The sequence below is a fragment of the Qipengyuania sp. L-5Y genome (assembly GCF_056859455.1).
On record NZ_JBSXOM010000027.1, the window covers coordinates 1 to 20,567 of the forward strand.

The following is a 20,567-nucleotide window of genomic DNA, read 5'->3' on the forward strand; positions in this document are numbered from 1 at the left end:
GCCCCAGGCCATCGAACCGATCGCCATGCGCGTACCCGAAGCCTGTCGCTATCTCGGGATCGGACGCAGCACACTCTATGTGCTCATTTCCAGAGACGAGATCGAGATCATCAAGATGGGGAGCGCAACCCTCGTGCTCACAGCCAGCCTGCGCTCGCTGGTTGAGCGGCTACGTCGTCCTGCCGATCAGGTACCGGGGACCGCTATATGATTACGGCGCATCCTGACTTGCTGAAAGCTGTGGTGCTTGCCGCAATCGTGAGCATGCCAGATCATTCCAAACGTCAGCTGGTCTCGAAGATCAAAGCGCGGCGTGCAAACGCAGAAGAAGCGCTGGCCGCCAGATTGGTGATTGCGCTTTCGCAGCGATCCTAGGCTCTCTGGCTATGGCAGCTACGCGCCCCAATCCCAGTCATCCAGCCGACCCGCAACTGTTCTCGAAAGCCGCCGTTCGATCAGATCGTGCTGATCAATGACGCGAGGGCTGCGGCGAACCCGTCCGCCAGAGCTGCGCTGAGGGCGGGCCGGTGACTAAGGGTCGCGGCGGCAGATGGGCGGCGCGCTCGAACTCCGGCAAAAGATCGATGAATCGCCATAGGCAACCATCAGATCATTCCAGAATTCGCGAAATAGCTCGCGCCACGGACCTTACGGACTCATTGCCGGTCCCTGACAACACACTCATAGAACTCTGTTCCGACGTGCACGGAAGATGCCAAATGCATAGCTAAGACGCCGAGATTTGGATAGGATTCCAGCGGCAGTCCGATCTCTTTGCTTTTTTTTCCCAGATTTCGAATAGATTTGTCTATCACGGCGGCAGGGTCGCCGTGGGCCACACTGTTTCGGACGGCGCCAAAAGCGCCGATTGCGTCGAGTGCCAAGTCCAGCCATGGATCGTCTAGCATTGCACGTAGAAGGCCCAGCTGGTGGTCCATGCTTAAGCGTGGCAGCTTTCCTGGCCTCACAACAAACCTCCGCAAGATCTGGTCTACCTCTAGCTCAAGAGCTGCATATCCCGTGATAATCACCGATGCTTGAGGGTGAATCGAATAAAGCCGGTCGCGAAGTCGCGCCATTGCTGCGGCTGGTGAGTCTGGATCAAATTCATCACCAAAGGGCAATTCAAACGGGTCGTCGGTCATAATCTCTCATTTTCCGGACCAACGTCCATTCTGGTGTCCAAGCTATCCGCGACGCTAGGCCTAATACCAGAGTGCATTGATCAGAACCTGTGAGCCCATTGACGCAGTCCGATGGACATGATGCGCCAGGGCTGATCGACGAGCGTGTTCCAGGCGAAGCAACAGTGATCGACAATGTCATCGTAGGATGAGAAGACGCGGTTCGAGAGCCAGTTGTCCCGCATGAACTGCCAGACGTTTTCGACAGGGTTGAGCTCGGGGCATCGGGGCGGAAGCGGCAAGAGGGTGATGTTGTCGGGCACGACCAATTCCGCCGAGCCGTGCCATCCGGCCTGATCGAGCAACAGAACGGCATGCGCTCCCGGCGCGACGTGGAAGGCAATTTCTTCGAGGTGCATACTCATGGCCTCGCTGTTGCAAGGGGGCATGACGATGCCGGCACCCTTGCCCTCGGCAGGGCAGATCGCACCGAAGATCCAAGCTGAGGCCCGCCGCTGATCCTTGGGCGCAGAGGGCCGGGTTCCGCGCTTCGCCCAGCGCCGGGTGAGCTTGGTCTGCTGGCCGATCCGTGCTTCGTCTTGCCACCACAACTCTACAGGCATTCCTTTCGGGAGCCTGCGTTTGATTTGCGCCAGACGGGAAGCGAACTCTTTTTAAAAACGTCAATGTCGTCGGGCTTTTGGCCGCGGTGGCGGGGCCGCGCCGAGAGCTTGCGATAGCCCATCGCGCGAAGCTCGCGCCCGAGGGTGTGGCGGGTGACCGACAGGCCGAACTCGTCCCATATCCATTGGGCCAGGTCGGCAAGCCGCCAGCGCACCACGCCATGCGCCGCCGGGATCGGTCCCGCCTCGACAACCGCCGCAAGCTGGGCTCGCTGCTCGTCGTTCAAGATCGAGGCGCGTCCCGGCGCCTTGCGCGTCGCCAGCCCTTCAGGGCCGCCCTCGTTAAACCGCAGGACCCAGTCGCGCACGATCTGCAGCGTCACCCCAGCAACCTTCGCCGCCTCGCTCCTGCTCCCGCCTTCTACGATCAGCGCCAACGCCAACAGCCGGCGAACCTGCTCCGCATCACCACATCGTCGAGAAAATCCTCGCAAATCTGCCGAGGTGTAGTCAGTCCGAACTCCAATCGCCGCTGCCATCGCAAGCCTCCATCCGCTTGCAACCTCGAATCAGAATTTCAGCCTTTTGGGAATCCCTGACGTGAGTCAGCCTCACCGCGCATTGGTATAAGCTCGCACGTTTAACAATGGCTGGCACAATATATCTGCGTGCCACAACGTGTCAGCCAGGAGCCGCTGGTCCGTTCTATAGAAAAGCAATCGGTACGAATGCGCCCTAAGACCGGTCGCAACCTGCAGCTTAGCTTGTTCTTTAGACCGGACTTTCGTTTATTTCTCGATGACACTGCGCATTGGATGCACGCCGCGCTTCTCTGCGGGATGCGATAAGCGTCGATTCTGCTTCGCATCTCCTATGGAACATCGTCTCCTATGGAACATCGTCGCCTATGGAACATCGTCGCCTTTTCTCTATGTTGACATTTCGCACAGACAATTCATATTGTGTTCGAAATTCGAACATGAGGGTATCATGGCGGCTACCAAAGAAGAGCTAAAAGCGATTTTCGCCTCAAAAGCGAAGGAGCTCGTATCCGAGCTGGAAGCATGGTTCGAGGAAGAAACGGAGTCGATCGATGGCTCGATTGCAGCGGCAGCGCCCTCTGGTAGCGGAGGTTCCATCATGGGGACCTGCCCCGCCATCGATTCCAAGCGGGTCGTGGACGCCACTGTTATCACCAAGAAGGTGCTCGACATTGAACTGCCGCCTGAAATCATCAAGCCTGGGGGCTATGCAAGTTGCGATGAGATGATGGCTGATCTCCTACCCAAACTCGAACGGGTCTTTACCGGCGACATCAAGGTAAAAAAAGCGAAGCCGTCCAAAGCATTAAAGCCGGCATGAAAGGTCAACAATGAGTGAAGAAGTCGACAAATGGCGTGCGATCGGAGAGCGGTTGCGACAAGCCCGCGAATATCTGGAGCTGAAGCAGGAGGAAGCTGCTGACGCGATTGGTATTTCTCGGACGGCACTGTCGTTGATTGAGAATGGCCGCCGAAAAGTTGACGCAGTCGAGCTGGGGCGGTTTTCTGAAGTTTACGGTCAATCTATCGAAGCCCTAACCGGCTCTGCCGAGAGACCGCCGCTTCCGGAGAGTGTTCAGGCGTTGGCACGCGCAGCGACCGAGTTATCTTCGGACGATCGCGCTGAACTTCTTCGCTTCGCGGAATTTCTCCAGATGCGCGGGCCTCGAGGCGAAGATCGTGGCTAGGTCGGCCGCAGCGGCGGTCCGTCTCGATGCTGTCGCGGCGGCCAAGCGAGTTCATCGCGAACTCGATCTCAAGGAGCGCGTGACCGAGGCCGGCGGTCTTATCGATATCTTCGAAGTGATCGGAGATCTCGGCATCCCGTTGGTATTCAAGCCGCTGAATTCCGCTTTGGGGCTATGTCTGCCTGCCCCCTTGCGCGGCATCATGGTAACGACCCGCCGCGGATTGCATATTCAGCGTTTCACTGCTGCCCATGAGTTGGGCCACGTCGTTTTGGAGCATGCCGGCAGCGTTGATCGAGAGATTCTGGAACGAGGGCCGCAGCCCGATGACGATGACCGCGATCTTCAAGAGGTGGCGGCGGACGCGTTTGCCGCTGAGATGATGCTGCCGAGGTGGCTTTATCGGCACCACATTCGCGCACAAGGTTGGACGGTTGCTTCGCACCTCCATGATCCGGATGTCGTCTATCAACTCGCTCTACGGATGGGCACAAGCTATGAAGCCGCTTGCTGGGGGCTTTTGAGCCACCAGATCCTGAACTATGCGGACGTCACCCGTCTGCGGAATGCCCCAGTGGCCAAGATTAAACATCGCCTCGGCGAGGAGCATCGGCCGGGAAGCAGCTGGTCCGATGTCTGGCGGCTGACGGAACGGGACAACGGCGCGCGACTGATTGGTAACCCCGATGACCTGTTACGGATCGAGCTCGATGAGGCTGCAGGCAGTGGACACCAGTGGCAGATCGAAGCCCTTCGCGAGGCAGGGTACTCTGTTCTCTCCGATCAATCAGGCTTCTCCCGTGAACCACTTCATTATGGTGCGTCATCGCGCAGAACCTTGATCGTCAGGCCACCTGAGAGCGGGATTGGCGACGTCACGATGCACGAGGCCCAGCCTTGGGCCGGGGCTTTACCGGACGACACCACCTTTTCGATTGAGCTCGCGCTCGAAGGTCCAGAGGCAGGCGGAATGTCGCGCGCTGCCCGCCGCCGGTTCGGGGGGCAATCTTGATCACCGCGTCTGCCGACTTGCGTTCTTTGTTGTTGCCCGTTCGTGAGCAAGGGCGGCGGCAGTCGTGTCTTGCATTTGCAAGCTCAGCTGCTCATGAGCATGGCGCGAACACCGGCGAGCACCTGTCGGTCGAGTATCTGTTTTTCCATGCGGTAGCACGGACTCCGGGTCAGAACCCTAATGCTGGCACAACTATGGCAGCAACGGCCCAGGCGCTTGCTCAGGAAGGGCAACCGATCGAGCCAGCTTGGCCTTACTCGCCGATCCAGGCTGTTCCTTGGGCGCCGCCAAGTTTCTCCAACCCGCTGTTCAAGACGACGATGGTGCCTGGCAAACCGGCTTCTACCGATTTGGCAGCGACGCTCGACAAGAAGGTGCCGGTGATCCTCGGGCTGGTGATAACTGACGCATTCTTTCGGCCCGACGCGTTGGGGATCGTTCCCGATATAACGCCCGACACCGAGCGCGGCGGGCATGCGGTCTTGGCCGTCGGCCATGGTCACGATCAGGCTGGTCAGGAAGCCGTCCTTGTTCGCAACAGTTGGGGCCCCGGCTGGGGGCTTGATGGCTATGCATGGCTTTCCCAGTCCTACCTTGACCGCCAACTCCACGAAACCGCTAGCTTGATCTAGGAAAGCCTCATGGAACTGATCAAAGGTGAAACTTCTCCTGCAGTCTGGCTCGCCGCTGCAGAGCACTTGAACGGCCTGAAGAAGTCAGAAGATTTCGACGTGATCCTTCATATCGCGCAACCGACAGTGCTTTCGATAGAGGATCGCCGGGTGCATGATGAGGTAGACGCGTTCCTTAAGTCGCACGGTGCTTTCGGAATTCACACCGTCGCCGAGACTATCTTCCCCTTTGACGAGTATCAGAGAGCAGGAAAGGCTGGCTTATTTGGGCCTTTCCCGGAAAAGCTTAAAGCAATCCAGAAGGCCCGAAGCGACGGCAACTGGGGTTCCTATGCCTATCGGATTCTGCGCCAGCGCGATGTGAACGGAAACATTTTCAATCCGCTCGAAGACATGTTGATCAAGATCAAAAAGCACGGAAAGTACCGCGCGTCTTTTGAGCTGGGGCCGGGTAGCCCCATGGAAGACGAGATCCAGATCTACGATCCGGCAACTGATCGTGGCCGCCTCTACGGGGGGCCATGCCTCAGCCATCTCAGCATCAAGGTTCACGATGGGCAGATTCGGTTCAACGCCACCTATCGATCACATTATTATGTGCGTCGGCTTCTTGGGAATCTTGTCGGACTAGGGCGGCTGCAGTTCTTCCTCGCACATGAGGCCGGCTTGAAGGTCGGCCCGCTGACCGTCAATTCGACCTTCGCTCGCCTCGATACCGGGTCTGGTGAAGGGTCTGGTGGCAATTGGACGAAAGCAGAAGCGAAAGCTTTGATCGGCCGCTGCCGTGCGATCTACGACAAATCGGCCTTGGCGGCCTAACGAGGACTATGATGAGCGTATCCGATCACTTGCTGACCCTTCAGTGGGCTCAGCTCAAGCACGACGAAGCCTATCACAAGGACATTGTGATCCTTCCCTTGGCGCAACGCATGAAACACATGGCGCTGCATGGCGCGAAATACACCGCGTATTTTCTATCGGCTGTCGATGATGGCGATGAGGCGCGTTTCCAGCGAACACTTACGGACGCCTTCATCATCTGCCTTGCTGTCGCTAACACGCTCAACCAGGATTTGGGGCGTGAGCTTACGGCTTCGAACCCAGACCGCTCGCTGCTTGAGCTAGGAAACGCACTGGCGGGAAAGCTTGGTCGCGACGACGATCCACTCTGGATGATGCGGCAGTATTGCAAACATAGCGGGCAACTCGCGAAGCTGTGCGAAGCGTGGGATCATCTTGAGGATTTGCAGTTTCGTAGCGGCATGCATCAGTGCAATCTCAGCCTCTTTTCCGCAGTTCTGGCGGAGGCAGCGGCGCGCGACATAGACCTCGCTACCGCCTATCGTGAACGAATCCGAGCTGTGGAAGCGCGTTCAATTTTCGACAACTTCACGCGCGAAGGCGCGGGAGGGGAAGCCTAGTGTTCTGGGGCGGCGAGCGGCTGAAGGATGAACTCTGCGGCCTGATCGACGGCTATGATGTGAAGCGCATCGATCGCGCTGCATACCGGCTTCGTGTCGGTGGCGACGTTTACGTGTCGCCGACGGGTGAACCAAACGACCCTCGCAACAAGCCGAAGAGACCGCTGGGAGTAGGCGAGAGTTTCACGATCCCGGCAGGCCAATTCGGTTTCATTCTGACTGAAGAGATCATCCGCGTGCCGCTACATGCGATCGCTTTCATATCGATCCGCGCGAGCTACAAATTTCGCGGGCTGGTGAACGTGTCAGGATTCCATGTTGATCCCAACTATGAGGGCAAACTGCTCTTCTCGGTGTTCAATGCTGGCCCGGGAGCGGTCCACCTCTCACGCGGCGAGGAATGTTTCCTGATCTGGTACGCCAGTCTCGATCGGCCCAGCGTCCTTCAGAAAAAGATGGGCTTCAAGGAGATTCCGTCCGATCTCCTCGGTCCTATAGCCACCGGGGTCGAATCGTTCGCCGGGCTTAAATCCAAGATCGACGAAAACGATAAGAAGCTTAGCGAGCGGGTCGCAACCGTCGAGCGCGATCAAGCGGTCATGAAGTGGGCAAGCGCGCTCGTTATCGGCGCGATGATCACCTTCGGCTTGAAGGAGTGTTCTCTCTCACGGCCAGCGACTGCCCCGAATGCGGCGGTATCGAGCGCTGCTCCATCGCCATCGCCAGCCTTCACTCAAGCTCCCGCCGCAACCCCGGCGCCGAACCCGACACCAACAAATCCATCTGCCGCTCCTCCGGCCCCATAATCGCAAAACTCCGTTTCCGGGTGCTCCGATTTGTTCTAGGCAGTCGGAGGACTCACTATCGGTGTTGGCGGCCGGACGGCTTGCCATTCATGCGCCGGGCTAAGCCGCAGTCGCGCACGGATTGACATGGAAACAACACTCGTTTTTGACACCTACTGGCGCTTCGCTGCTGAGAGGCAGGCAATTTACTTTCGGCGCCTTGTCGATCCGATAGGTCCTTGGACCGACGATCCGGTTCTCGCGACACATCGGTTCACGAATGCATACCGCGCGAGCGACCGGGTCAGCCAGTACCTGATTCGGGAAGTCCAATATCGTGAGGATCGCCCGCGCACGCCGCGGGAAATCTTCTTCCGAACTCTCCTCTTCAAGCTGTTTAACCGGATAGAGACCTGGGATCTAATAGAAGGCGTCCTAGGGCCTCTGACATGGGAAGGGAGCGATCTGAACGAGATTGAGCATACGCTCGATCGCGCGATGGCTGCTGGGCTCAAACTTTACTCACCAGCCTATATCATGCCTGCACCAAAGCTTGGACATGCACGCAAGCACGCCAACCATCTCGCGCTGCTGGAGAAGATGATCGAGGATAGATTACCGGAGCGAGTGCGTCAGGCGCCGAACCTTCGAGCAATCTATGAGCTTTTGCTCGCTTACCCAGGGCTGGGCCCATTTCTTGCGTTTCAATATGCCATCGACCTCAACTATTCTGAGATGCTCGACCATGATGAAGGTGATTTCGTTATTGCGGGGCCGGGGGCGCTCGATGGGATCGCCAAATGCTTTATAGACACGAAACAGAAGTCAGCGGAGGAGGTAATCTTCTGGGTCTGCGAGCAGCAGGATCGAGCGTTCGATAAGGCCGACATTAAGTTTCAGAGTTTATTCGGGAGGAAGCTGCAGCCAATTGACTGCCAGAACCTCTTTTGCGAAATATCCAAGTACGCACGTATCGTGCATCCCGATGTTAAAGGTCTCTCGGGTCGTACGCGCATCAAGCAGGTCTATCGCAAGACCCTGGGGCCAATGCCGCAGCCAACCTTCCCGCCCAAATGGAATCTCGAGGTGCCGACCCTCGCTGTTCAAGTCGAGCAACGGCCGATTGGGGATTTGATGGGGCTTTTGGGATGAGCGAAGGCCCGCAACGGACGATGGCGAACAGGTTACGTACCTCGAAGATCGTGTACACCTGCTTGGCAGTTGCAAGCCTCATCGGGTCCATCGCATTGGGCTGGAAGGCCCTCTGCGTGTTAGGCGATTCGCAAAGCCCGCAAGCGCTAGTTGATCATGCGCCAGCGCTATTTGGCTTGCCGTTTGCTATCACGACAGCATTGGCGTTGGCTTGCTGCGCTCGCGCTCTCGACCCACAGGCACATCTCGACTTTCTTGGATTGCGCGTGAGGGGCGCGGCCGCGACAATCGTGTGCTGGATTATCATCTTCGCTGTTCTAACGATCGCCATCCGAGCGCTTTGGTAGCGCCGGTTGCTCCTTGGTATTGGCCTAGACATTTGCAGGATCGCACCAATTCGGCGATCCGTGAGCCGGCTCGGGAATCCTTGGCTAGACGAAATCTTCACCGAAGCCGAGCAGGCCGAGTTAGTGAGATCAACGGACTTGGCGGTGTCGGCTGCTCGAGGGTTCGCAGCAAAGGAAGCCAGTTCAAAAGCGTTAAGCACCGGGTTTGGAGATGGGGTGCATTGGTTGGATTTCGAAACTGGACCAGCGGAAACCGCCAGGCAGGTGCGCCTTCACGGCGGCGCTCGTGATCATGCCCGCGTGCATCTGCCTGCCAAAATACTTATCGAATGCCAGACTTGGCTTAGTCCGGACTACGGAAGGGCGGTAGCGGTCGCGCTTCTGACGGATCGAAGCTCCGACCTCGATCAGACGATCATTTGGAGCACGATATCTGAGGCCGTCATAAAGCCTTATCGTCATGCATGCTGCGCTTGATTGGATTGGTAGATGTTACGCGTTAGCTGTTCCGAACAAGCAGCCGAATTGTAGTACCTTTGTTTCGACCAGGGTATTCTTCGCCGACGTGCAAAAATGCAGCGCGGTGCAGCGTCCTCAGCATAGCGAGATTATCTGCTCGGACAGTTGCGAAGACCTTCGTTCCACGGACTTGATCCACCGCCCCCGCCACCAGTCTATGTGCCAACCCTTTGCCGCGCGCTGCTTCATGCACAAAGATGTAGCCGAGTTCGAATGGGTAGAGGTCGGACTGCAAGCTGAAGCCGGAACTTTGCGCGATTTTCTTCCGATAAGATGGCTGCGGAACCTTGAGTGCTGCAACGCCAAGCAGCCGTCCTCCGCTCCGAGCAAACACGAGTGACTTCGCGCTCTGCACATTCCGACGGAGAACGACGGTATCTACCTCGCCTCCAGCTTCAACCAGCACTCGGAAGCGATGCTGTTCATCTTGTGAGAATGAGCCCGGCGCGTCGGAAACCAGTTCTATCTCCATCGACCACTCCAAGCTGCACTTGCAGGACGAAGTGTAATGACTTCCGCCACAATGTGAATGGTTGGCAGGAATTGGAGGCTCGCAAGGGGTGCCGCGTTTCCTCATTGTCGGGGGTTGCGGCCTACCCATTGTTTCGCCCGAATGTCGGCTTTCCCATTTCCGGTGTCCTCAACCAGACAGGCCGAAATCGGCCCAGAACTCGCCACGATATGGCAGCTAAACTACCGGCGCCCGAAACCAAGCCGGTCAGACGATTCATACGTCGGATTGGTTCACGGGAATTCTGGTCACTTTCACTGGCCGGGAAATGGGATGACATTGGCGCTATCAAGAAAGGTCGCCATACCTTCATCAGCGACTACCTGCTCGAACGCCCTGAATGCCGCGTCATCATCTGCGAACTGGTCATCCCAAACGATCGAGGTACCCTTCTCATTGACGACTTCGAGGGTCCATTGACCTTCGTCCTCCAGACGAAAAATGTTCACCTCGACAGAAACCCCATCTTTCGATTGGCTACCCGATAGGCCGGAAGTGACAAGGTTAGGGTCGCGTTTGCTCATATACTGCTGGATATTGCAGAAGGGCATCCGTGTAAATCGCATCGACGCCGCACAAATGACCGGCGAATTTTGCCGGCAATGTGGCGGGGCATGTCTGGTGTAAAATAAGAGAGGCTACTGGCCGAGGCAGAAACCCAACGGACCGTCAGCTTTGCCCTGTCCGGAGCTTCACAGCCGACATTCCGGAAACGGCCCAAATTCCGCCGCTTCAAATTACAAGCGAATTGGGCAATCAGATTGGACACCTTCACTGATCGCACTCCAAGCTGGACACACGCCAAACCAATCCTTGCACCTTGGAATCGGGAGGTTCAGTGTGTCGCAATGCAAACGCCAGAGTGCGCCACGAAACTCCGATTTGTGCTTCCCCCGCGCTTCCCCGGAGCAACCGACAGAGCGGGGAAGCAGAATTCGCCAACTTGCGATCCGCTTAAGCGGTTCAATTTTCTAAAGAAAAATGGAGCGGGCGAGGCGATTCGAACGCCCGACCCCAACCTTGGCAAGGTTGTGCTCTACCCCTGAGCTACGCCCGCTCACTGGCGCTACCGAAACCGTATGGCCCGGTGGGGAGGCGGCCAACTAGCAGCGGTCCACGAGTCCCGCAAGCCGAAATTTGCAGATTTTTTGCGCAGCTTGCAGGGTGGCATCTCCTTCTTCACATTTGCTCCGCAATGCCCACATGGGGCGGATAGGTTTTCAGTTGAAAGGTGGACTTACGTGGCGAGCATGGGCCTGAGCATGGATGAGCAGAAGGCGGTCGAACGCTTCAAGACCGAAGTCGTCGAACCGTCGATGACCAAGCTCGTGATCCTCGATTTCCACGCTGAATGGTGTGGGCCGTGCAAGGCTCTGGCTCCGATGCTCGAAAAGGTTGCCGGTGAGTATGCCGACAAGGGCGTGGTGCTGAAGAAAATCGATGTCGATGAAGAAAAGTTCATCGCCGCCCAGTTCCAGGTGCAGTCCATACCGACCGTGTACGCGCTGTTTCAGGGGCAGCCGGTCGCCGACCTGACCAACGCACGTAGCGAAACGCAGATGAAGCAGACACTGGATCAGATCCTGTCGCAATTGCCGATAGAAGCGGGTGCCGCGCAGGACGCCAAGCCGGAGCAGGACGTTTCCCAATTCGTCACGATGGCCGAACAGATCCTGGCCGATGGAGATGCCGAGCGGGCAGCCGGTATTTTCGACCAGGTTCTGCAGATGGCTCCCGACAATGCGGCAGCCCATGCGGGCCTCGTTCGTTCGCTGGTCCAGGCAGGACATGTGGAACAGGCTCAGGCGGCTTTATCGGCGGCCGAGACCAATCCTGCGATCGCTACCGATCCGCAGATCGAGCAGGCCAGAAGCGCACTGGAACTGGCGGGCAACAGAGTTGACGAAGGTGAACTCACAGCCCTGAAGGAAGCCGCTGCAGACGGGGACATGCAGGCCCGCTTTGATTACGCAGAAGCAGCCTTTGCAGCAGGTCATCGCGATGCGGCGGCCGATGAACTGCTTGCCATGTTCGAAACCGACCGGGAATGGAACGATGGCGCTTCCAGAACAAAGCTGCTGCAGATTTTCGAAGCGGTCGGGCTGGAGGATCCCTGGGTAGTCGCCACCCGGCGCCGCCTTTCCAAGATCCTTTTTGGATAGGGGGTCGATCATCCGCATCCCCATTTTCCCGCTGCCAGGCGCTATCCTGTTTCCCGGCCTGCAATTGCCGCTTCACATCTTCGAGCCGCGCTATCGCGATCTTGTCGGGAGTGCGCTTGCTAAAGATCGCCTGATCGGGATGATCCAGCCACAGCAGTCGAAAGATGGCGCCCCGCTTTACGATATCGGCTGCCTGGGGCGGATCGGCGATGTCGAAGCGCTGGAGGACGGCCGTTATAACATCGTTCTCGATGGTGAGACGCGGTTTCGCCTTGTGCGCGAACTGGATGTTCGGACCAGTTTCCGGCAAATCGAGGCGGAAATAATCGACGATGCCGAGGACGAGGTCCTGTCCAGCGTCGAACGGGCCGGTTTCGAATTCGAGGCTCGGCGTTTTGCGGACATGCAGGGTTATTCGGTGGACTGGGATTCGGTCGAGCGGCTCGACGACGAAACACTGATCAACGGCGTGGCCCAGATCGCACCGTTCGACGCGGCCAGCAAGCAGGCGCTTCTCGAAGCTCCCAACCTCGCCCAGCGCTGCGAGTTGATGATCCAGCTCATGCAGTTCTTCGCCCTGCGCGATGACGGAGACGAAATCGTCACCTTGCAATAGGGCTTCAGATACTGAAGCTGTTGCGCAAGCCGTCAATGACATATTGCGCCGCCAGGGCCGATAGCAGCACGCCCAGCACGCGGGTAATCGCCGCCTCCACCTTGTCGCCGAACAATCGCATAATCGGTCCGGCGGCCATCAGCGCGATCATGGTAATGGCCAGAACTGCGGCAAGCGCAGCCAGCACGACCAGATCCTGCTGCAACCCGCGCGCTTCGTTCATCAACAGCATGATGGCGGCAATGGCGCCCGGTCCGGCCAGCATGGGTATCGCCATGGGAAAGACCGAAACGTCTTCTACTTCGGGCGTCGCGGCAACCTTCTGAGCCCGATCCTCGCGCCGCTGCGTGCGCTTTTCAAAGACCATCTCGAAGGCGATCCAGAAGAGCATCAGTCCGCCTGCAATACGAAAGCTGTCGAGCTCGATATGCAGAGCCCCCAGGAGATCTTCGCCGAAAAGCGCAAAGACCAGCAGGATCACCAAGGCGATGCCGCTGGCGCGAATGGCCATATTCCGGCGCTCGGCAGCGGTCGCGCCCTTGGTCAGTCCGGCATAGATCGGGGCGCAGCCCGGAGGATCGATCACGACGAAGAGCGTGATGAAGGCAGAGAAGAACAATGCTGTCATGTCATTCGTCCCGCGGCGCGCTGACGCTACCGGCCATGGCATCGATCATCGAACCGTCCTTGTACAACATCAGCTTCCAGTGCCGTGACAGATCGGGCGATACGACGAAGGTAAGAAACAGGCTGCTGTCGCCACTTACCTGATCGAAATAGGTGCCGCCTCCTGCCGGGCGTGACTGCTCGGCCTGATTGCGCAGTTCCGCTGCCATGCCCCTGTCGGGACAATCGGCGATATCCGTACGCACGAATTCAGGCGCTTCCAGCGGCGTTTCGAGCGTATCGCCCTGATCCAGTTTCCAGCGATATTCACCATCGGCACGGCGTTGCCAGACCGTCGTGAAATAGCCGTTGGTACCATCGGCGCGTTGCCACGCACCGCGTGTCACTGCCAGCGATCCATCGCAACTCGACCATACGTGGTGAGGCTGCCACTTCACCGCCTGCGCAGGGTTCTCGCGCCCCTTCAGCCAGTCACGCGCAATCACGGGTTCCGGCACGAACATAACGGCTTCGTCATGTGCAAAATCGCGAAACGCGGTCCACTGCCCTTTGTCCTGCGCCGCTCTTGCAAAGGCGAGTTCGGCGGCGACAACCCTTGAGGGATTGGCGACCGGCTTCAGCAGCCGCGAATAGTAATCTCCGGAACCACCGGCGCAGCCGGCAAGACCCAGAGCAAGCAGGACCGCCGCAATTCTCACAATGCGCCTTCCGGGAGGTCCAGCCCTTCATTGCGATGAGCGGCAACCAGCGTGTTGCGCAGCAGCACTGCAATGGTCATCGGCCCCACTCCTCCCGGGACGGGGGTAATTGCGGATGCGACATTCTGTGCCGCCGCATAATCGACATCGCCCACCAGCCGGCCTTTGTCAGATCCGGGCTCTGGCGGAAGTCGATTGATGCCGACATCGATAATTGTCGCCCCGCCCTTGAGCCAGTCGCCCTTGACCATCTCGGGTCTACCGACGGCGGCGACAACGATGTCCGCGCGGCGAACCACGCCGGGCAGATCCTTGGTCCGGCTATGGGCGATGGTCACGGTAGCATTCGCATCGAGCAGCAATTGGGCCATGGGCTTGCCGACGATGTTCGAGCGTCCGATCACCACTGCTTCGCGGCCGGACAGGTCGCCCAGCCGATCGGCAAGCAGCATCATGCAGCCCAGTGGTGTGCAGGGCACGAACCCGGTCTGCCCAACGGCCAGCCGGCCGGCATTGATGACATGAAACCCGTCGACGTCCTTGTCCGGGCTGATAGCGGCAATGACTGCCTGTTCATCGAGGTGGCCGGGCAAGGGCAGTTGGACGAGTATCCCGTCGACCGCTGTATCGTTATTCAGCCGCTCCACCAGTGCGAGCAGGTCGGCGTCGGATGTGTCCGCGGGCAGACGATGTTCGAAGCTTTCCATGTTGGCCGCAACGGTCGCCTTGTGCTTGCTGCGCACATAGACCTGGCTTGCAGGGTCTTCCCCGACCAGCACGACGGCGAGCCCCGCCTTACGGCCCGTCTGCTCTTCGAACTTAGCAGCCTGCACGCCGACACGTTCGCGCAATTGCGCGGCGAAGGCTTTCCCGTCGATAACCTCGGCAGTCATCAGCCGTGGATCACATTTCCGAGAACGATCAGGACGACGTTCAGCAGGATGATCAGGACGAGCGGCGAGAAGTCGATCGCGCCGGTATTGGGAAGAATGTTCCGGATCGGCCGCAAGACCGGTTCGAGGAACCGGTTGATCGCCATGTAGAAGCTGGCGAGGAAATCGTTCGACCGGTTCACCACGTTGAAGGCGAACAGGAGCCCGATGATGAACTGGATGATGATCAGCATCACCAGGATGTTGGTGAGCATCGCGATGATCTGGTAAACGGTGCTGAGTGCCTGCATTTCGTCGAGCGTTCCCGTGGAATTGTGCCGTGTTGCGCGTCCTACAAGAGCAATACGGAGCGCGCCACCCCCGACAAGCGGGTTACCGACCTTTCGCGACCAGCGTACCGGCGCCGCGGGCGGTGAAGAATTCTAGCAGCATGGCGTGCGGCACGCGGCCATCGAGCACGACTGCCGCCTCGCAGCCGGATTCGACGGCCTGGACGCAGGTTTCCAGCTTCGGGATCATGCCGCCCGATATGGTCCCGTCGGCGCGCAGATCCGCGATGTCGGCGGGGGTAAGATCGGTGAGCAGATTGCCCTGCTTGTCGAGAACCCCGGAAACATCGGTCAGCAACAGCAGCCTTGCCGCGCCGAGGGCAGCAGCCAGTGCGCCTGCCATGGTATCGGCATTGATGTTGTAGGTATGCCCATCTTCGCCGACGCCGATCGGCGCGACGACCGGGATCATGCCCGCCCCGTTTGCGGTTTCGATGATCGTGGTATCGACCCGCGACGGTTCGCCGACGAAGCCGAGGTCGAGCACTTTTTCGATATTGCTGTCAGGATCGCGGTGTGTCCGTTGCAGCTTGGTGGCAGTGACGAGACCGCCATCCTTGCCCGAAATGCCGATCGCCTTGCCGCCGGCGCGGGCGATGGAGCCCACGATCGCCTTGTTGATCGCGCCGGACAGAACCATTTCGGCAACATCCGCGGTCTGCTTGTCGGTGACGCGCAGGCCATCCACGAAGCGGGTTTCCACGCCCAGCTTTTCCAGCATGGCACCGATCTGCGGTCCGCCGCCGTGGACGACGACGGGATTGATACCGACTGCCTTGAGCAGCACCACGTCTTCGGCGAATTCGCGCGCGGCGCGTTCGTCGCCCATGGCATTGCCGCCATATTTCACGACGAAGCTGCGGCCCGCATAGCGCTGGAAATAGGGCAGCGCCTCGATCAGGGTTTCGGCCTTGGCGTGGATGTCGGGTGTCTGGGTCATCGCGTGGCGATTAGCGGCGCGAGGCGGCGGAGGCAAAGGAATAGCGGCCCCAAAAACGGGGGCGAAAGGGGAACGCGGGCTAAACCGCAGATGAACCGGCTCGCCCTGCCAAGATTCCGCCACATTTCGGCGCAACCGCGGGAGCCGGGGTCCGCGGCAACCGTAATTGAGGTCCCTATCCTAATCCACGGGACCAGATTTATGACCAAGCTTACAGTTCTTGCAGCCGCCCTTCTCGCCACGACCGGCGCCACCGCCGCCAGCGCCCAGATCGTTTCGCCCGCAACGGGCGATGTCGATGCGACCACCAGCGCCACCGTCCAGACGACGCCGCCGGTCCAGACCACCGAAGAAGCCATCGACAGCATGGACAGCACGGTCGATTCGACCACGGATACGATGGACCATACGATGGACCACACCATGGAAACGACCACCGATACCGTCGACACGACAACCGACACGGTCGATGACACGGTCGATACCGAAGCCGATGTCGATGCCGACGCCAGCGTCGAAGCCGATGCGCCGGTGACCGACACCGAAGCCGACGTTGCGGCCGATGCCGAGGTGGACGAACCGGAAGCGTAAGCTTCGCAACCCTTCAGGCCGCATCGGACAAACCCCTCCTAGTTCCGAGAGCCGGCCGCACGGGGGCGGTGGGATTATCCCGCCGCCCCTTTTGCATGCGCGCCATCCGCGGCTAGGGTCGCGGCCATGCAGATCCCCTTGCCCGCGATAGCCGCGCTCGCCCTTCCTTCCCTGCTCGCCGCCTGTGCGAGCGTGCCCGATGCGCCCGCCAGCCCGCAGAAGGCCTATTGGAACGCGCTGTCGAGCCATTGCGGCAATGCCTATGCGGGCAGCCTCGCCACGCAGGATGCGCGCGATGCCGAGTGGGCTGGCAAACCCATGATCGCGCATTGGGCCGACTGCAGCGACGAGAGGATCGCCATCGCCTTCCACGTGGCGGACGAGGACGCCCACGGCGGATGGAACCGCAGCCGCACCTGGATCCTCACCCGCACAGGCTCGGGCGCCGACACGCGCTTCACCCTCAAGCACGATCACCGCCATGCCGATGGCGAGGCGGACGCGGTGACGTTCTATGGCGGCGCCACCGACGGGGCTGGCAGCACGGGGGCGCAGGACTTCCCCGTGGACGAGGAAAGCATCGCGCTGTTCACCCGCGAGGGGCTGGACGTGTCGCTGACCAATGTCTGGCGCGTCGAGGTAGACCCGGCGAGCGCGAGCGATGCGGCTTTCGCCTATCAGCTGACCCGCGCCAACGACCCGACCCGCCTGTTCCGCGTCGAATTCGACGCCAGCGATCCGGTGAGCCCGCCCCCGCCTGCCTGGGGCTGGTAGACAGCCGGGAAAGGCGGCGGCGGGCCGCGCGAGTGTGGCCTTTCGTGGACCGCCCATTCGGGTTTTAGAAAGTGTGACTTTCCTCACTTCCAGTCGATGTGGGCACAGGCGCGGTCGAGCCGGGCGAGATGCTGGAGATGGGCCGAATGGTCCGGTTTCCGGCGGATTCCGACGAATTTGCCGGCGTCCATGACCACCTGCAGGCGGCCCGACTGAAAACGCGTTCCCGCATCGAGCCCTGTGGACTTGGCAGACGAGAGATCCACGGGCTCGTGCGGCTTGCCCAACGCCGCATCCCACGCCGCGGCGAAGCCCGCCGCACCGGGCCGCTTTCGCAGGCGATAGGCGCTTTCGCGGCCCATGGAGATACGGCGGCAGGCGGCCAGAACGGAGCGGGTTTCGGCAAGGACGCCGATGAAATGCGCCTGGCGTTCATGCGTCCAGCCATCGCTGCGCGGGCTGAGCGGCACTGGGTGAAAGGCGGGAATGCGCCGCCGCCGGGGCGGAAGGGCGCGGGGCTGCTTGGGAGGATATGTTTTCATCCGGCATGATGGAGCAGATTTCGCGCGTGTAGGAAAATGGATGTGTGGTGTTGTGGCTCCTCGCCCACCCCTAACCCCTCCCGCAGGCGGGAGGGGGACGGAAAAGCATCGAGATTGGAGTCACTTTCCCCCCTCCCGCTTGTGGGAAGGGGATTGTGTTGTCCTATTTCTCCCCTCCCGCTTGCGGGAGGGGTCAGGGGTGGGCAACAGGAATGCCATGCCAGAATGGACGCCCCGCAATACCGCCCGAGCACGCGCGTTGCGCAATGCGGCGACGCCGGCGGAGCGGCGGTTGTGGGAATATCTTGCCAAGGCACAACTGGGCGCGAAGTTCAGCCGGCAGATGCCAGTGGGGCCGTGGTATGCCGATTTCCTCTGCCGCGAGCTCAGGCTGGTGGTGGAACTCGACGGGTACAGTCACGATGTGCAGCCCGGACGCGACGCGCGGCGCGATGCCGATCTGCGCGGCAGGGGTTATATCGTACTGCATTTCACCAATGAGGATGTGATGGAGGATGCCGAAGCGGTTGCGCGCGCGATCCGGATGACAATTGAGGGTTTGCGCCGGTAGCTCCCACCCGCAAGCGGGAGGGATGCGAGACTTGGCGAGCGTAGCGAGCCTAGTCGCAGCTGGGTGGGTTGCCGGTGCGATGGTATATCCTGGCCTCGCCCAGATGTGCTTTGCCTCGCCCACCCCTAACCCCTCCCGCGAGCGGGAGGGGGACTGGTTGTGCCTACCCCAAACGACAGCGGCCGCCCCGTGAGGAGCGGCCGCTGCATTGCGCCGGGTCAGTAGCGCTGTGAGTGCGCCTATTTGTTCTGGCGCGACTTGTCGTCCGACTTGTCGCCGCCGGCCTGCCTGGACTTGTCGCCCTGCTGCTGCGGCTGCTTGCTGTCGTCGTTCGAACCCTTGCCGCCCTGCTGGGGCTGACCGGGTTTCTTTTCGTTGTTGTCCATGGAAAATTCCTTTGGAAACTGCAGTTGCGGAAAATCCGAGCTGCACCTGACCAAGCGATGCGCCGTCATTCGGTTTCCGCGCTTGCGACAGTAGGGGGCCGGAATGAGCCAAGTTACCGTTTTGCTAGGAAAAATGCGGACATGCGCGGGCGAGTCTGCCTGCTAGCGCGAGGGCACCGCGCGGCGCTATGAGGGCGCGGATGGGCAGGATTATTCGCTTCAATCCGAAACGGCGCAGACCCGCGCGCGGGCGCAGGGTCCGCCCGGCGCGGTTTGCGAAGCGGCGCACGAGCTGGCGCGCGGCGTGGGTTTCCATGCGCCCGGCAATCCTGCTGATCGTGCTGGCGAGCATGGCCTATATTGTCGCCCTGCCCGGCGTGATGCCCGCCCCTGCCTTCCTGTCGAGCGAACCACAGGTGATCGAGGGACGCTTCACCCGCTGCGGACCGGGCCGCGGATATTATTGCGTGGTGGATGGCGACACGTTCAAGCTGGGCGATACCAGCGTCCGCGTGGTGGGCGTGGACACGGCGGAGCGGGATGCGGAATGCCCGGCAGAGGCGGTGCAGGCCGAAGCATCGACCAGTGCGCTGCAAGGCTGGCTCAACCGCGGACCTTTTCGCATGACCGCCCGGCTGGACGAACCCACCGACCGCTATGGCCGCGCCCTACGCAGCGTAGTGCGCCTAGGCCCTGACGGCAGCGAGGACCGGCTGGCGGACTATATGCAACGCGAGGGCGGTGCGCGTGGTTATTGGGGCGGGTTCAGGGATGGGTGGTGTTGAGGGAGAATGTAAACTGGCTCGGTAGCTCCCTCCCGCTTGTGGGAGGGGCCCAGGGTAGGCCTCGGTAGGTCGTCATGGGACTAGTGTCGAAAATACACGCTATTGGATCGACGCGAACCTCCACTACGACCCATTCCACTTCTTCCCGGCCCTCGGCGATTAATGTGCAATGGCACGAATAGCTGAAGCGGCGGGGCGGTAGCTATGCAGTAGTGCACTAGCAGCAAATCTCGAAAATTCATCATCTAACTTCGTAACTTAGTGGTTCGAAGCTAGATCTCGGCGTTGATCGCGCCTCTCCTTGTTCATCGCGATTTGGCCCGGCAGAGTGTAGATTATTCTCAGCACTTGATCCGCAAAATCCGCTAGGTCCTCAGCCTCATCTTTCCCAATTCCGCAAAGGTCATGTGCCGCATCGTTTCCGTCTTGGTGTATGCAACTCGAGAGATCCTCAAGAGAGCGATCCAGAAGACCACTTTCAAAAAGCCAGTCTAGCCGCAAGCGCAGGTCCTTGTAGATTTTCCAACTGCTTGGCTTGACGGCGACTTCTGAATCCGGCCTCGGAGTCTTTTGCCTAGTCGCGGCGTCCAGCACCTTGCGAAACATCGCACCGCTCGCATCAAACGCACCAATGGCGAGGCAATCTGCACCTTCAGAGAAAATTCGAGCCACGTCTGGCTCTACATAGTCCGGAACTTTCCGACTGTTAGGAATCTCAAATACCCAGTGCTTGAGTGTATAAATGAGATTTACGTACAGACCGCCGTGTGTTGTCGGAGCAGCCGCTCTCTGATCTTG

General features: G+C 59.8%; 28 protein-coding genes and 1 tRNA gene. 16 read left to right on the forward strand and 13 right to left on the reverse strand.

Going from position 1 to position 20,567, the window contains the following annotated elements; translation table 11 throughout:
- On the forward strand, positions 1-211 hold a 211-nt coding region (locus AC13F2_RS06180), incomplete at its 5' end, for a helix-turn-helix domain-containing protein (RefSeq protein ID WP_482964647.1).
- Positions 212-656: 445 nt separating this feature from the next.
- On the opposite strand, the gene AC13F2_RS06185 is transcribed toward AC13F2_RS06180, so the two are convergent.
- Positions 657-1,145, reverse strand: a complete 489-nt coding sequence (locus tag AC13F2_RS06185) for a hypothetical protein (RefSeq protein WP_482964648.1) — start codon at positions 1,143-1,145, stop codon at positions 657-659.
- Between the two features lie 80 nt (positions 1,146-1,225).
- Positions 1,226-2,286 (reverse strand): IS630 family transposase gene (locus AC13F2_RS06190; RefSeq protein WP_482964649.1). Its coding sequence is split into 2 segments (ribosomal slippage): positions 1,226-1,794 and positions 1,794-2,286, totalling 1,062 coding nucleotides; the frame shifts between segments, so codons are not numbered across the junction.
- Positions 2,287-2,737: 451 nt separating this feature from the next.
- On the opposite strand from AC13F2_RS06190, the gene AC13F2_RS06195 reads away from it, so the two are divergent.
- From AC13F2_RS06195 to AC13F2_RS06235, 9 genes are all read left to right on the forward strand, one after another.
- A complete protein-coding gene (locus AC13F2_RS06195) occupies positions 2,738-3,109 on the forward strand; it encodes a hypothetical protein (protein WP_482964650.1) in 372 nt (123 codons plus the stop codon).
- A gap of 10 nt (positions 3,110-3,119) precedes the next feature.
- Positions 3,120-3,476 carry a helix-turn-helix domain-containing protein gene (locus tag AC13F2_RS06200; protein ID WP_482964651.1) on the forward strand — a complete coding sequence of 119 codons (357 nt, stop codon included), beginning with the start codon at positions 3,120-3,122 and terminating at the stop codon, positions 3,474-3,476.
- A 79-nt stretch (positions 3,477-3,555) separates the two neighbouring features.
- On the forward strand, positions 3,556-4,488 hold the full coding sequence (locus AC13F2_RS06205) for an ImmA/IrrE family metallo-endopeptidase (RefSeq protein WP_482964652.1): 933 nt from the start codon (positions 3,556-3,558) through the stop codon (positions 4,486-4,488).
- Positions 4,485-5,120 carry a C1 family peptidase gene (locus AC13F2_RS06210; RefSeq protein WP_482964653.1) on the forward strand — a complete coding sequence of 212 codons (636 nt, stop codon included), beginning with the start codon at positions 4,485-4,487 and terminating at the stop codon, positions 5,118-5,120. Before AC13F2_RS06205 ends, AC13F2_RS06210 begins: the two co-directional genes overlap by 4 nt.
- 9 nt (positions 5,121-5,129) lie before the next feature.
- On the forward strand, positions 5,130-5,939 hold the full coding sequence (locus AC13F2_RS06215) for a hypothetical protein (protein WP_482964654.1): 810 nt from the start codon (positions 5,130-5,132) through the stop codon (positions 5,937-5,939).
- Between the two features lie 11 nt (positions 5,940-5,950).
- Positions 5,951-6,541 (forward strand): hypothetical protein, encoded by a 591-nt coding sequence (locus AC13F2_RS06220; RefSeq protein ID WP_482964655.1) that lies wholly within the window; start codon positions 5,951-5,953, stop codon positions 6,539-6,541.
- Positions 6,541-7,347 (forward strand): dCTP deaminase domain-containing protein, encoded by an 807-nt coding sequence (locus tag AC13F2_RS06225; protein ID WP_482964656.1) that lies wholly within the window; start codon positions 6,541-6,543, stop codon positions 7,345-7,347. Before AC13F2_RS06220 ends, AC13F2_RS06225 begins: the two co-directional genes overlap by 1 nt.
- A 126-nt stretch (positions 7,348-7,473) precedes the next feature.
- Positions 7,474-8,478, forward strand: coding sequence for a nucleotide kinase domain-containing protein (locus AC13F2_RS06230; protein WP_482964657.1), 1,005 nt, complete (start codon positions 7,474-7,476; stop codon positions 8,476-8,478).
- Between the two features lie 407 nt (positions 8,479-8,885).
- The gene (locus tag AC13F2_RS06235) at positions 8,886-9,302 is read left to right on the forward strand and encodes a holo-ACP synthase (RefSeq protein ID WP_482964658.1); all 417 of its coding nucleotides are present in this window, start codon (positions 8,886-8,888) and stop codon (positions 9,300-9,302) included.
- Between the two features lie 22 nt (positions 9,303-9,324).
- Here the strand turns inward: AC13F2_RS06235 and AC13F2_RS06240 are convergent, their stop codons facing one another.
- From AC13F2_RS06240 to AC13F2_RS06250, 3 genes are all read right to left on the reverse strand, one after another.
- On the reverse strand, positions 9,325-9,816 hold the full coding sequence (locus AC13F2_RS06240; RefSeq protein ID WP_482964659.1) for a GNAT family N-acetyltransferase: 492 nt from the start codon (positions 9,814-9,816) through the stop codon (positions 9,325-9,327).
- Between the two features lie 293 nt (positions 9,817-10,109).
- Positions 10,110-10,379 (reverse strand): hypothetical protein, encoded by a 270-nt coding sequence (locus tag AC13F2_RS06245; RefSeq protein WP_119512645.1) that lies wholly within the window; start codon positions 10,377-10,379, stop codon positions 10,110-10,112.
- Positions 10,380-10,837: 458 nt separating this feature from the next.
- Positions 10,838-10,912, reverse strand: a tRNA-Gly gene (locus AC13F2_RS06250).
- A 193-nt stretch (positions 10,913-11,105) separates the two neighbouring features.
- On the opposite strand from AC13F2_RS06250, the gene AC13F2_RS06255 reads away from it, so the two are divergent.
- Positions 11,106-12,017, forward strand: a complete 912-nt coding sequence (locus AC13F2_RS06255; RefSeq protein WP_196847954.1) for a tetratricopeptide repeat protein — start codon at positions 11,106-11,108, stop codon at positions 12,015-12,017.
- A 7-nt stretch (positions 12,018-12,024) separates the two neighbouring features.
- Complete coding sequence (locus AC13F2_RS06260; protein WP_173830050.1) at positions 12,025-12,633, forward strand: LON peptidase substrate-binding domain-containing protein; 609 nt, start codon at positions 12,025-12,027, stop codon at positions 12,631-12,633.
- A gap of 4 nt (positions 12,634-12,637) precedes the next feature.
- On the opposite strand, the gene AC13F2_RS06265 is transcribed toward AC13F2_RS06260, so the two are convergent.
- From AC13F2_RS06265 to argB, 5 genes are all read right to left on the reverse strand, one after another.
- Complete coding sequence (locus AC13F2_RS06265) at positions 12,638-13,261, reverse strand: MarC family protein (protein ID WP_103024092.1); 624 nt, start codon at positions 13,259-13,261, stop codon at positions 12,638-12,640.
- A 1-nt stretch (position 13,262) separates the two neighbouring features.
- Positions 13,263-13,958, reverse strand: a complete 696-nt coding sequence (locus tag AC13F2_RS06270) for a Cif family virulence factor (protein WP_482964660.1) — start codon at positions 13,956-13,958, stop codon at positions 13,263-13,265.
- Positions 13,955-14,851 (reverse strand): bifunctional methylenetetrahydrofolate dehydrogenase/methenyltetrahydrofolate cyclohydrolase FolD, encoded by an 897-nt coding sequence (gene folD / locus AC13F2_RS06275; RefSeq protein ID WP_482964661.1) that lies wholly within the window; start codon positions 14,849-14,851, stop codon positions 13,955-13,957. The genes AC13F2_RS06270 and folD overlap by 4 nt, the downstream gene beginning before the upstream one ends.
- Entirely contained in the window at positions 14,851-15,141 is a 291-nt protein-coding gene (locus tag AC13F2_RS06280) for a YggT family protein (RefSeq protein ID WP_103024090.1), read from the reverse strand. Before AC13F2_RS06280 ends, folD begins: the two co-directional genes overlap by 1 nt.
- A gap of 82 nt (positions 15,142-15,223) precedes the next feature.
- Positions 15,224-16,120 carry an acetylglutamate kinase gene (argB, locus tag AC13F2_RS06285; RefSeq protein WP_103024089.1) on the reverse strand — a complete coding sequence of 299 codons (897 nt, stop codon included), beginning with the start codon at positions 16,118-16,120 and terminating at the stop codon, positions 15,224-15,226.
- Positions 16,121-16,321: 201 nt separating this feature from the next.
- Here argB and AC13F2_RS06290 point away from each other — a divergent pair, with 201 nt between their 5' ends.
- A complete protein-coding gene (locus tag AC13F2_RS06290; RefSeq protein WP_482964662.1) occupies positions 16,322-16,711 on the forward strand; it encodes a hypothetical protein in 390 nt (129 codons plus the stop codon).
- 126 nt (positions 16,712-16,837) lie between these two features.
- Positions 16,838-17,485, forward strand: a complete 648-nt coding sequence (locus AC13F2_RS06295; RefSeq protein WP_482964663.1) for a hypothetical protein — start codon at positions 16,838-16,840, stop codon at positions 17,483-17,485.
- An 83-nt stretch (positions 17,486-17,568) separates the two neighbouring features.
- Here AC13F2_RS06295 and AC13F2_RS06300 read toward each other — a convergent pair whose 3' ends face one another.
- Complete coding sequence (locus AC13F2_RS06300; RefSeq protein WP_482964664.1) at positions 17,569-18,027, reverse strand: hypothetical protein; 459 nt, start codon at positions 18,025-18,027, stop codon at positions 17,569-17,571.
- Between the two features lie 217 nt (positions 18,028-18,244).
- On the opposite strand from AC13F2_RS06300, the gene AC13F2_RS06305 reads away from it, so the two are divergent.
- Positions 18,245-18,598, forward strand: coding sequence for an endonuclease domain-containing protein (locus AC13F2_RS06305; RefSeq protein WP_301643156.1), 354 nt, complete (start codon positions 18,245-18,247; stop codon positions 18,596-18,598).
- A 239-nt stretch (positions 18,599-18,837) separates the two neighbouring features.
- Here the strand turns inward: AC13F2_RS06305 and AC13F2_RS06310 are convergent, their stop codons facing one another.
- Entirely contained in the window at positions 18,838-18,984 is a 147-nt protein-coding gene (locus AC13F2_RS06310; RefSeq protein WP_158246638.1) for a hypothetical protein, read from the reverse strand.
- Between the two features lie 200 nt (positions 18,985-19,184).
- On the opposite strand from AC13F2_RS06310, the gene AC13F2_RS06315 reads away from it, so the two are divergent.
- The gene (locus AC13F2_RS06315; RefSeq protein WP_482964666.1) at positions 19,185-19,769 is read left to right on the forward strand and encodes a thermonuclease family protein; all 585 of its coding nucleotides are present in this window, start codon (positions 19,185-19,187) and stop codon (positions 19,767-19,769) included.
- A 258-nt stretch (positions 19,770-20,027) separates the two neighbouring features.
- Here the strand turns inward: AC13F2_RS06315 and AC13F2_RS06320 are convergent, their stop codons facing one another.
- Positions 20,028-20,441 (reverse strand): DUF4145 domain-containing protein, encoded by a 414-nt coding sequence (locus tag AC13F2_RS06320; protein WP_482964667.1) that lies wholly within the window; start codon positions 20,439-20,441, stop codon positions 20,028-20,030.
- Positions 20,442-20,567: the final 126 nt, after the last annotated feature.

Bases quoted from the DNA above. Each gene is read 5' to 3' on its own strand.
- AC13F2_RS06255 (WP_196847954.1), top strand. From the start codon at position 11,106: ATGGGCCTGAGCATGGATGAGCAGAAGGCGGTCGAACGCTTCAAGACC.
- AC13F2_RS06295 (WP_482964663.1), top strand. From the start codon at position 16,838: ATGCAGATCCCCTTGCCCGCGATAGCCGCGCTCGCCCTTCCTTCCCTG.
- AC13F2_RS06185 (WP_482964648.1), bottom strand. From the start codon at position 1,145: ATGACCGACGACCCGTTTGAATTGCCCTTTGGTGATGAATTTGATCCA.
- AC13F2_RS06220 (WP_482964655.1), top strand. From the start codon at position 5,951: ATGAGCGTATCCGATCACTTGCTGACCCTTCAGTGGGCTCAGCTCAAG.
- AC13F2_RS06305 (WP_301643156.1), top strand. From the start codon at position 18,245: ATGCCAGAATGGACGCCCCGCAATACCGCCCGAGCACGCGCGTTGCGC.
- AC13F2_RS06200 (WP_482964651.1), top strand. From the start codon at position 3,120: ATGAGTGAAGAAGTCGACAAATGGCGTGCGATCGGAGAGCGGTTGCGA.
- AC13F2_RS06245 (WP_119512645.1), bottom strand. From the start codon at position 10,379: ATGAGCAAACGCGACCCTAACCTTGTCACTTCCGGCCTATCGGGTAGC.
- AC13F2_RS06240 (WP_482964659.1), bottom strand. From the start codon at position 9,816: ATGGAGATAGAACTGGTTTCCGACGCGCCGGGCTCATTCTCACAAGAT.
- AC13F2_RS06195 (WP_482964650.1), top strand. From the start codon at position 2,738: ATGGCGGCTACCAAAGAAGAGCTAAAAGCGATTTTCGCCTCAAAAGCG.
- AC13F2_RS06310 (WP_158246638.1), bottom strand. From the start codon at position 18,984: ATGGACAACAACGAAAAGAAACCCGGTCAGCCCCAGCAGGGCGGCAAG.
- AC13F2_RS06230 (WP_482964657.1), top strand. From the start codon at position 7,474: ATGGAAACAACACTCGTTTTTGACACCTACTGGCGCTTCGCTGCTGAG.
- AC13F2_RS06265 (WP_103024092.1), bottom strand. From the start codon at position 13,261: ATGACAGCATTGTTCTTCTCTGCCTTCATCACGCTCTTCGTCGTGATC.
- AC13F2_RS06280 (WP_103024090.1), bottom strand. From the start codon at position 15,141: ATGCAGGCACTCAGCACCGTTTACCAGATCATCGCGATGCTCACCAAC.
- AC13F2_RS06315 (WP_482964666.1), top strand. From the start codon at position 19,185: ATGGGCAGGATTATTCGCTTCAATCCGAAACGGCGCAGACCCGCGCGC.
- AC13F2_RS06300 (WP_482964664.1), bottom strand. From the start codon at position 18,027: ATGAAAACATATCCTCCCAAGCAGCCCCGCGCCCTTCCGCCCCGGCGG.
- AC13F2_RS06290 (WP_482964662.1), top strand. From the start codon at position 16,322: ATGACCAAGCTTACAGTTCTTGCAGCCGCCCTTCTCGCCACGACCGGC.
- folD (WP_482964661.1), bottom strand. From the start codon at position 14,851: ATGACTGCCGAGGTTATCGACGGGAAAGCCTTCGCCGCGCAATTGCGC.
- argB (WP_103024089.1), bottom strand. From the start codon at position 16,120: ATGACCCAGACACCCGACATCCACGCCAAGGCCGAAACCCTGATCGAG.
- AC13F2_RS06215 (WP_482964654.1), top strand. From the start codon at position 5,130: ATGGAACTGATCAAAGGTGAAACTTCTCCTGCAGTCTGGCTCGCCGCT.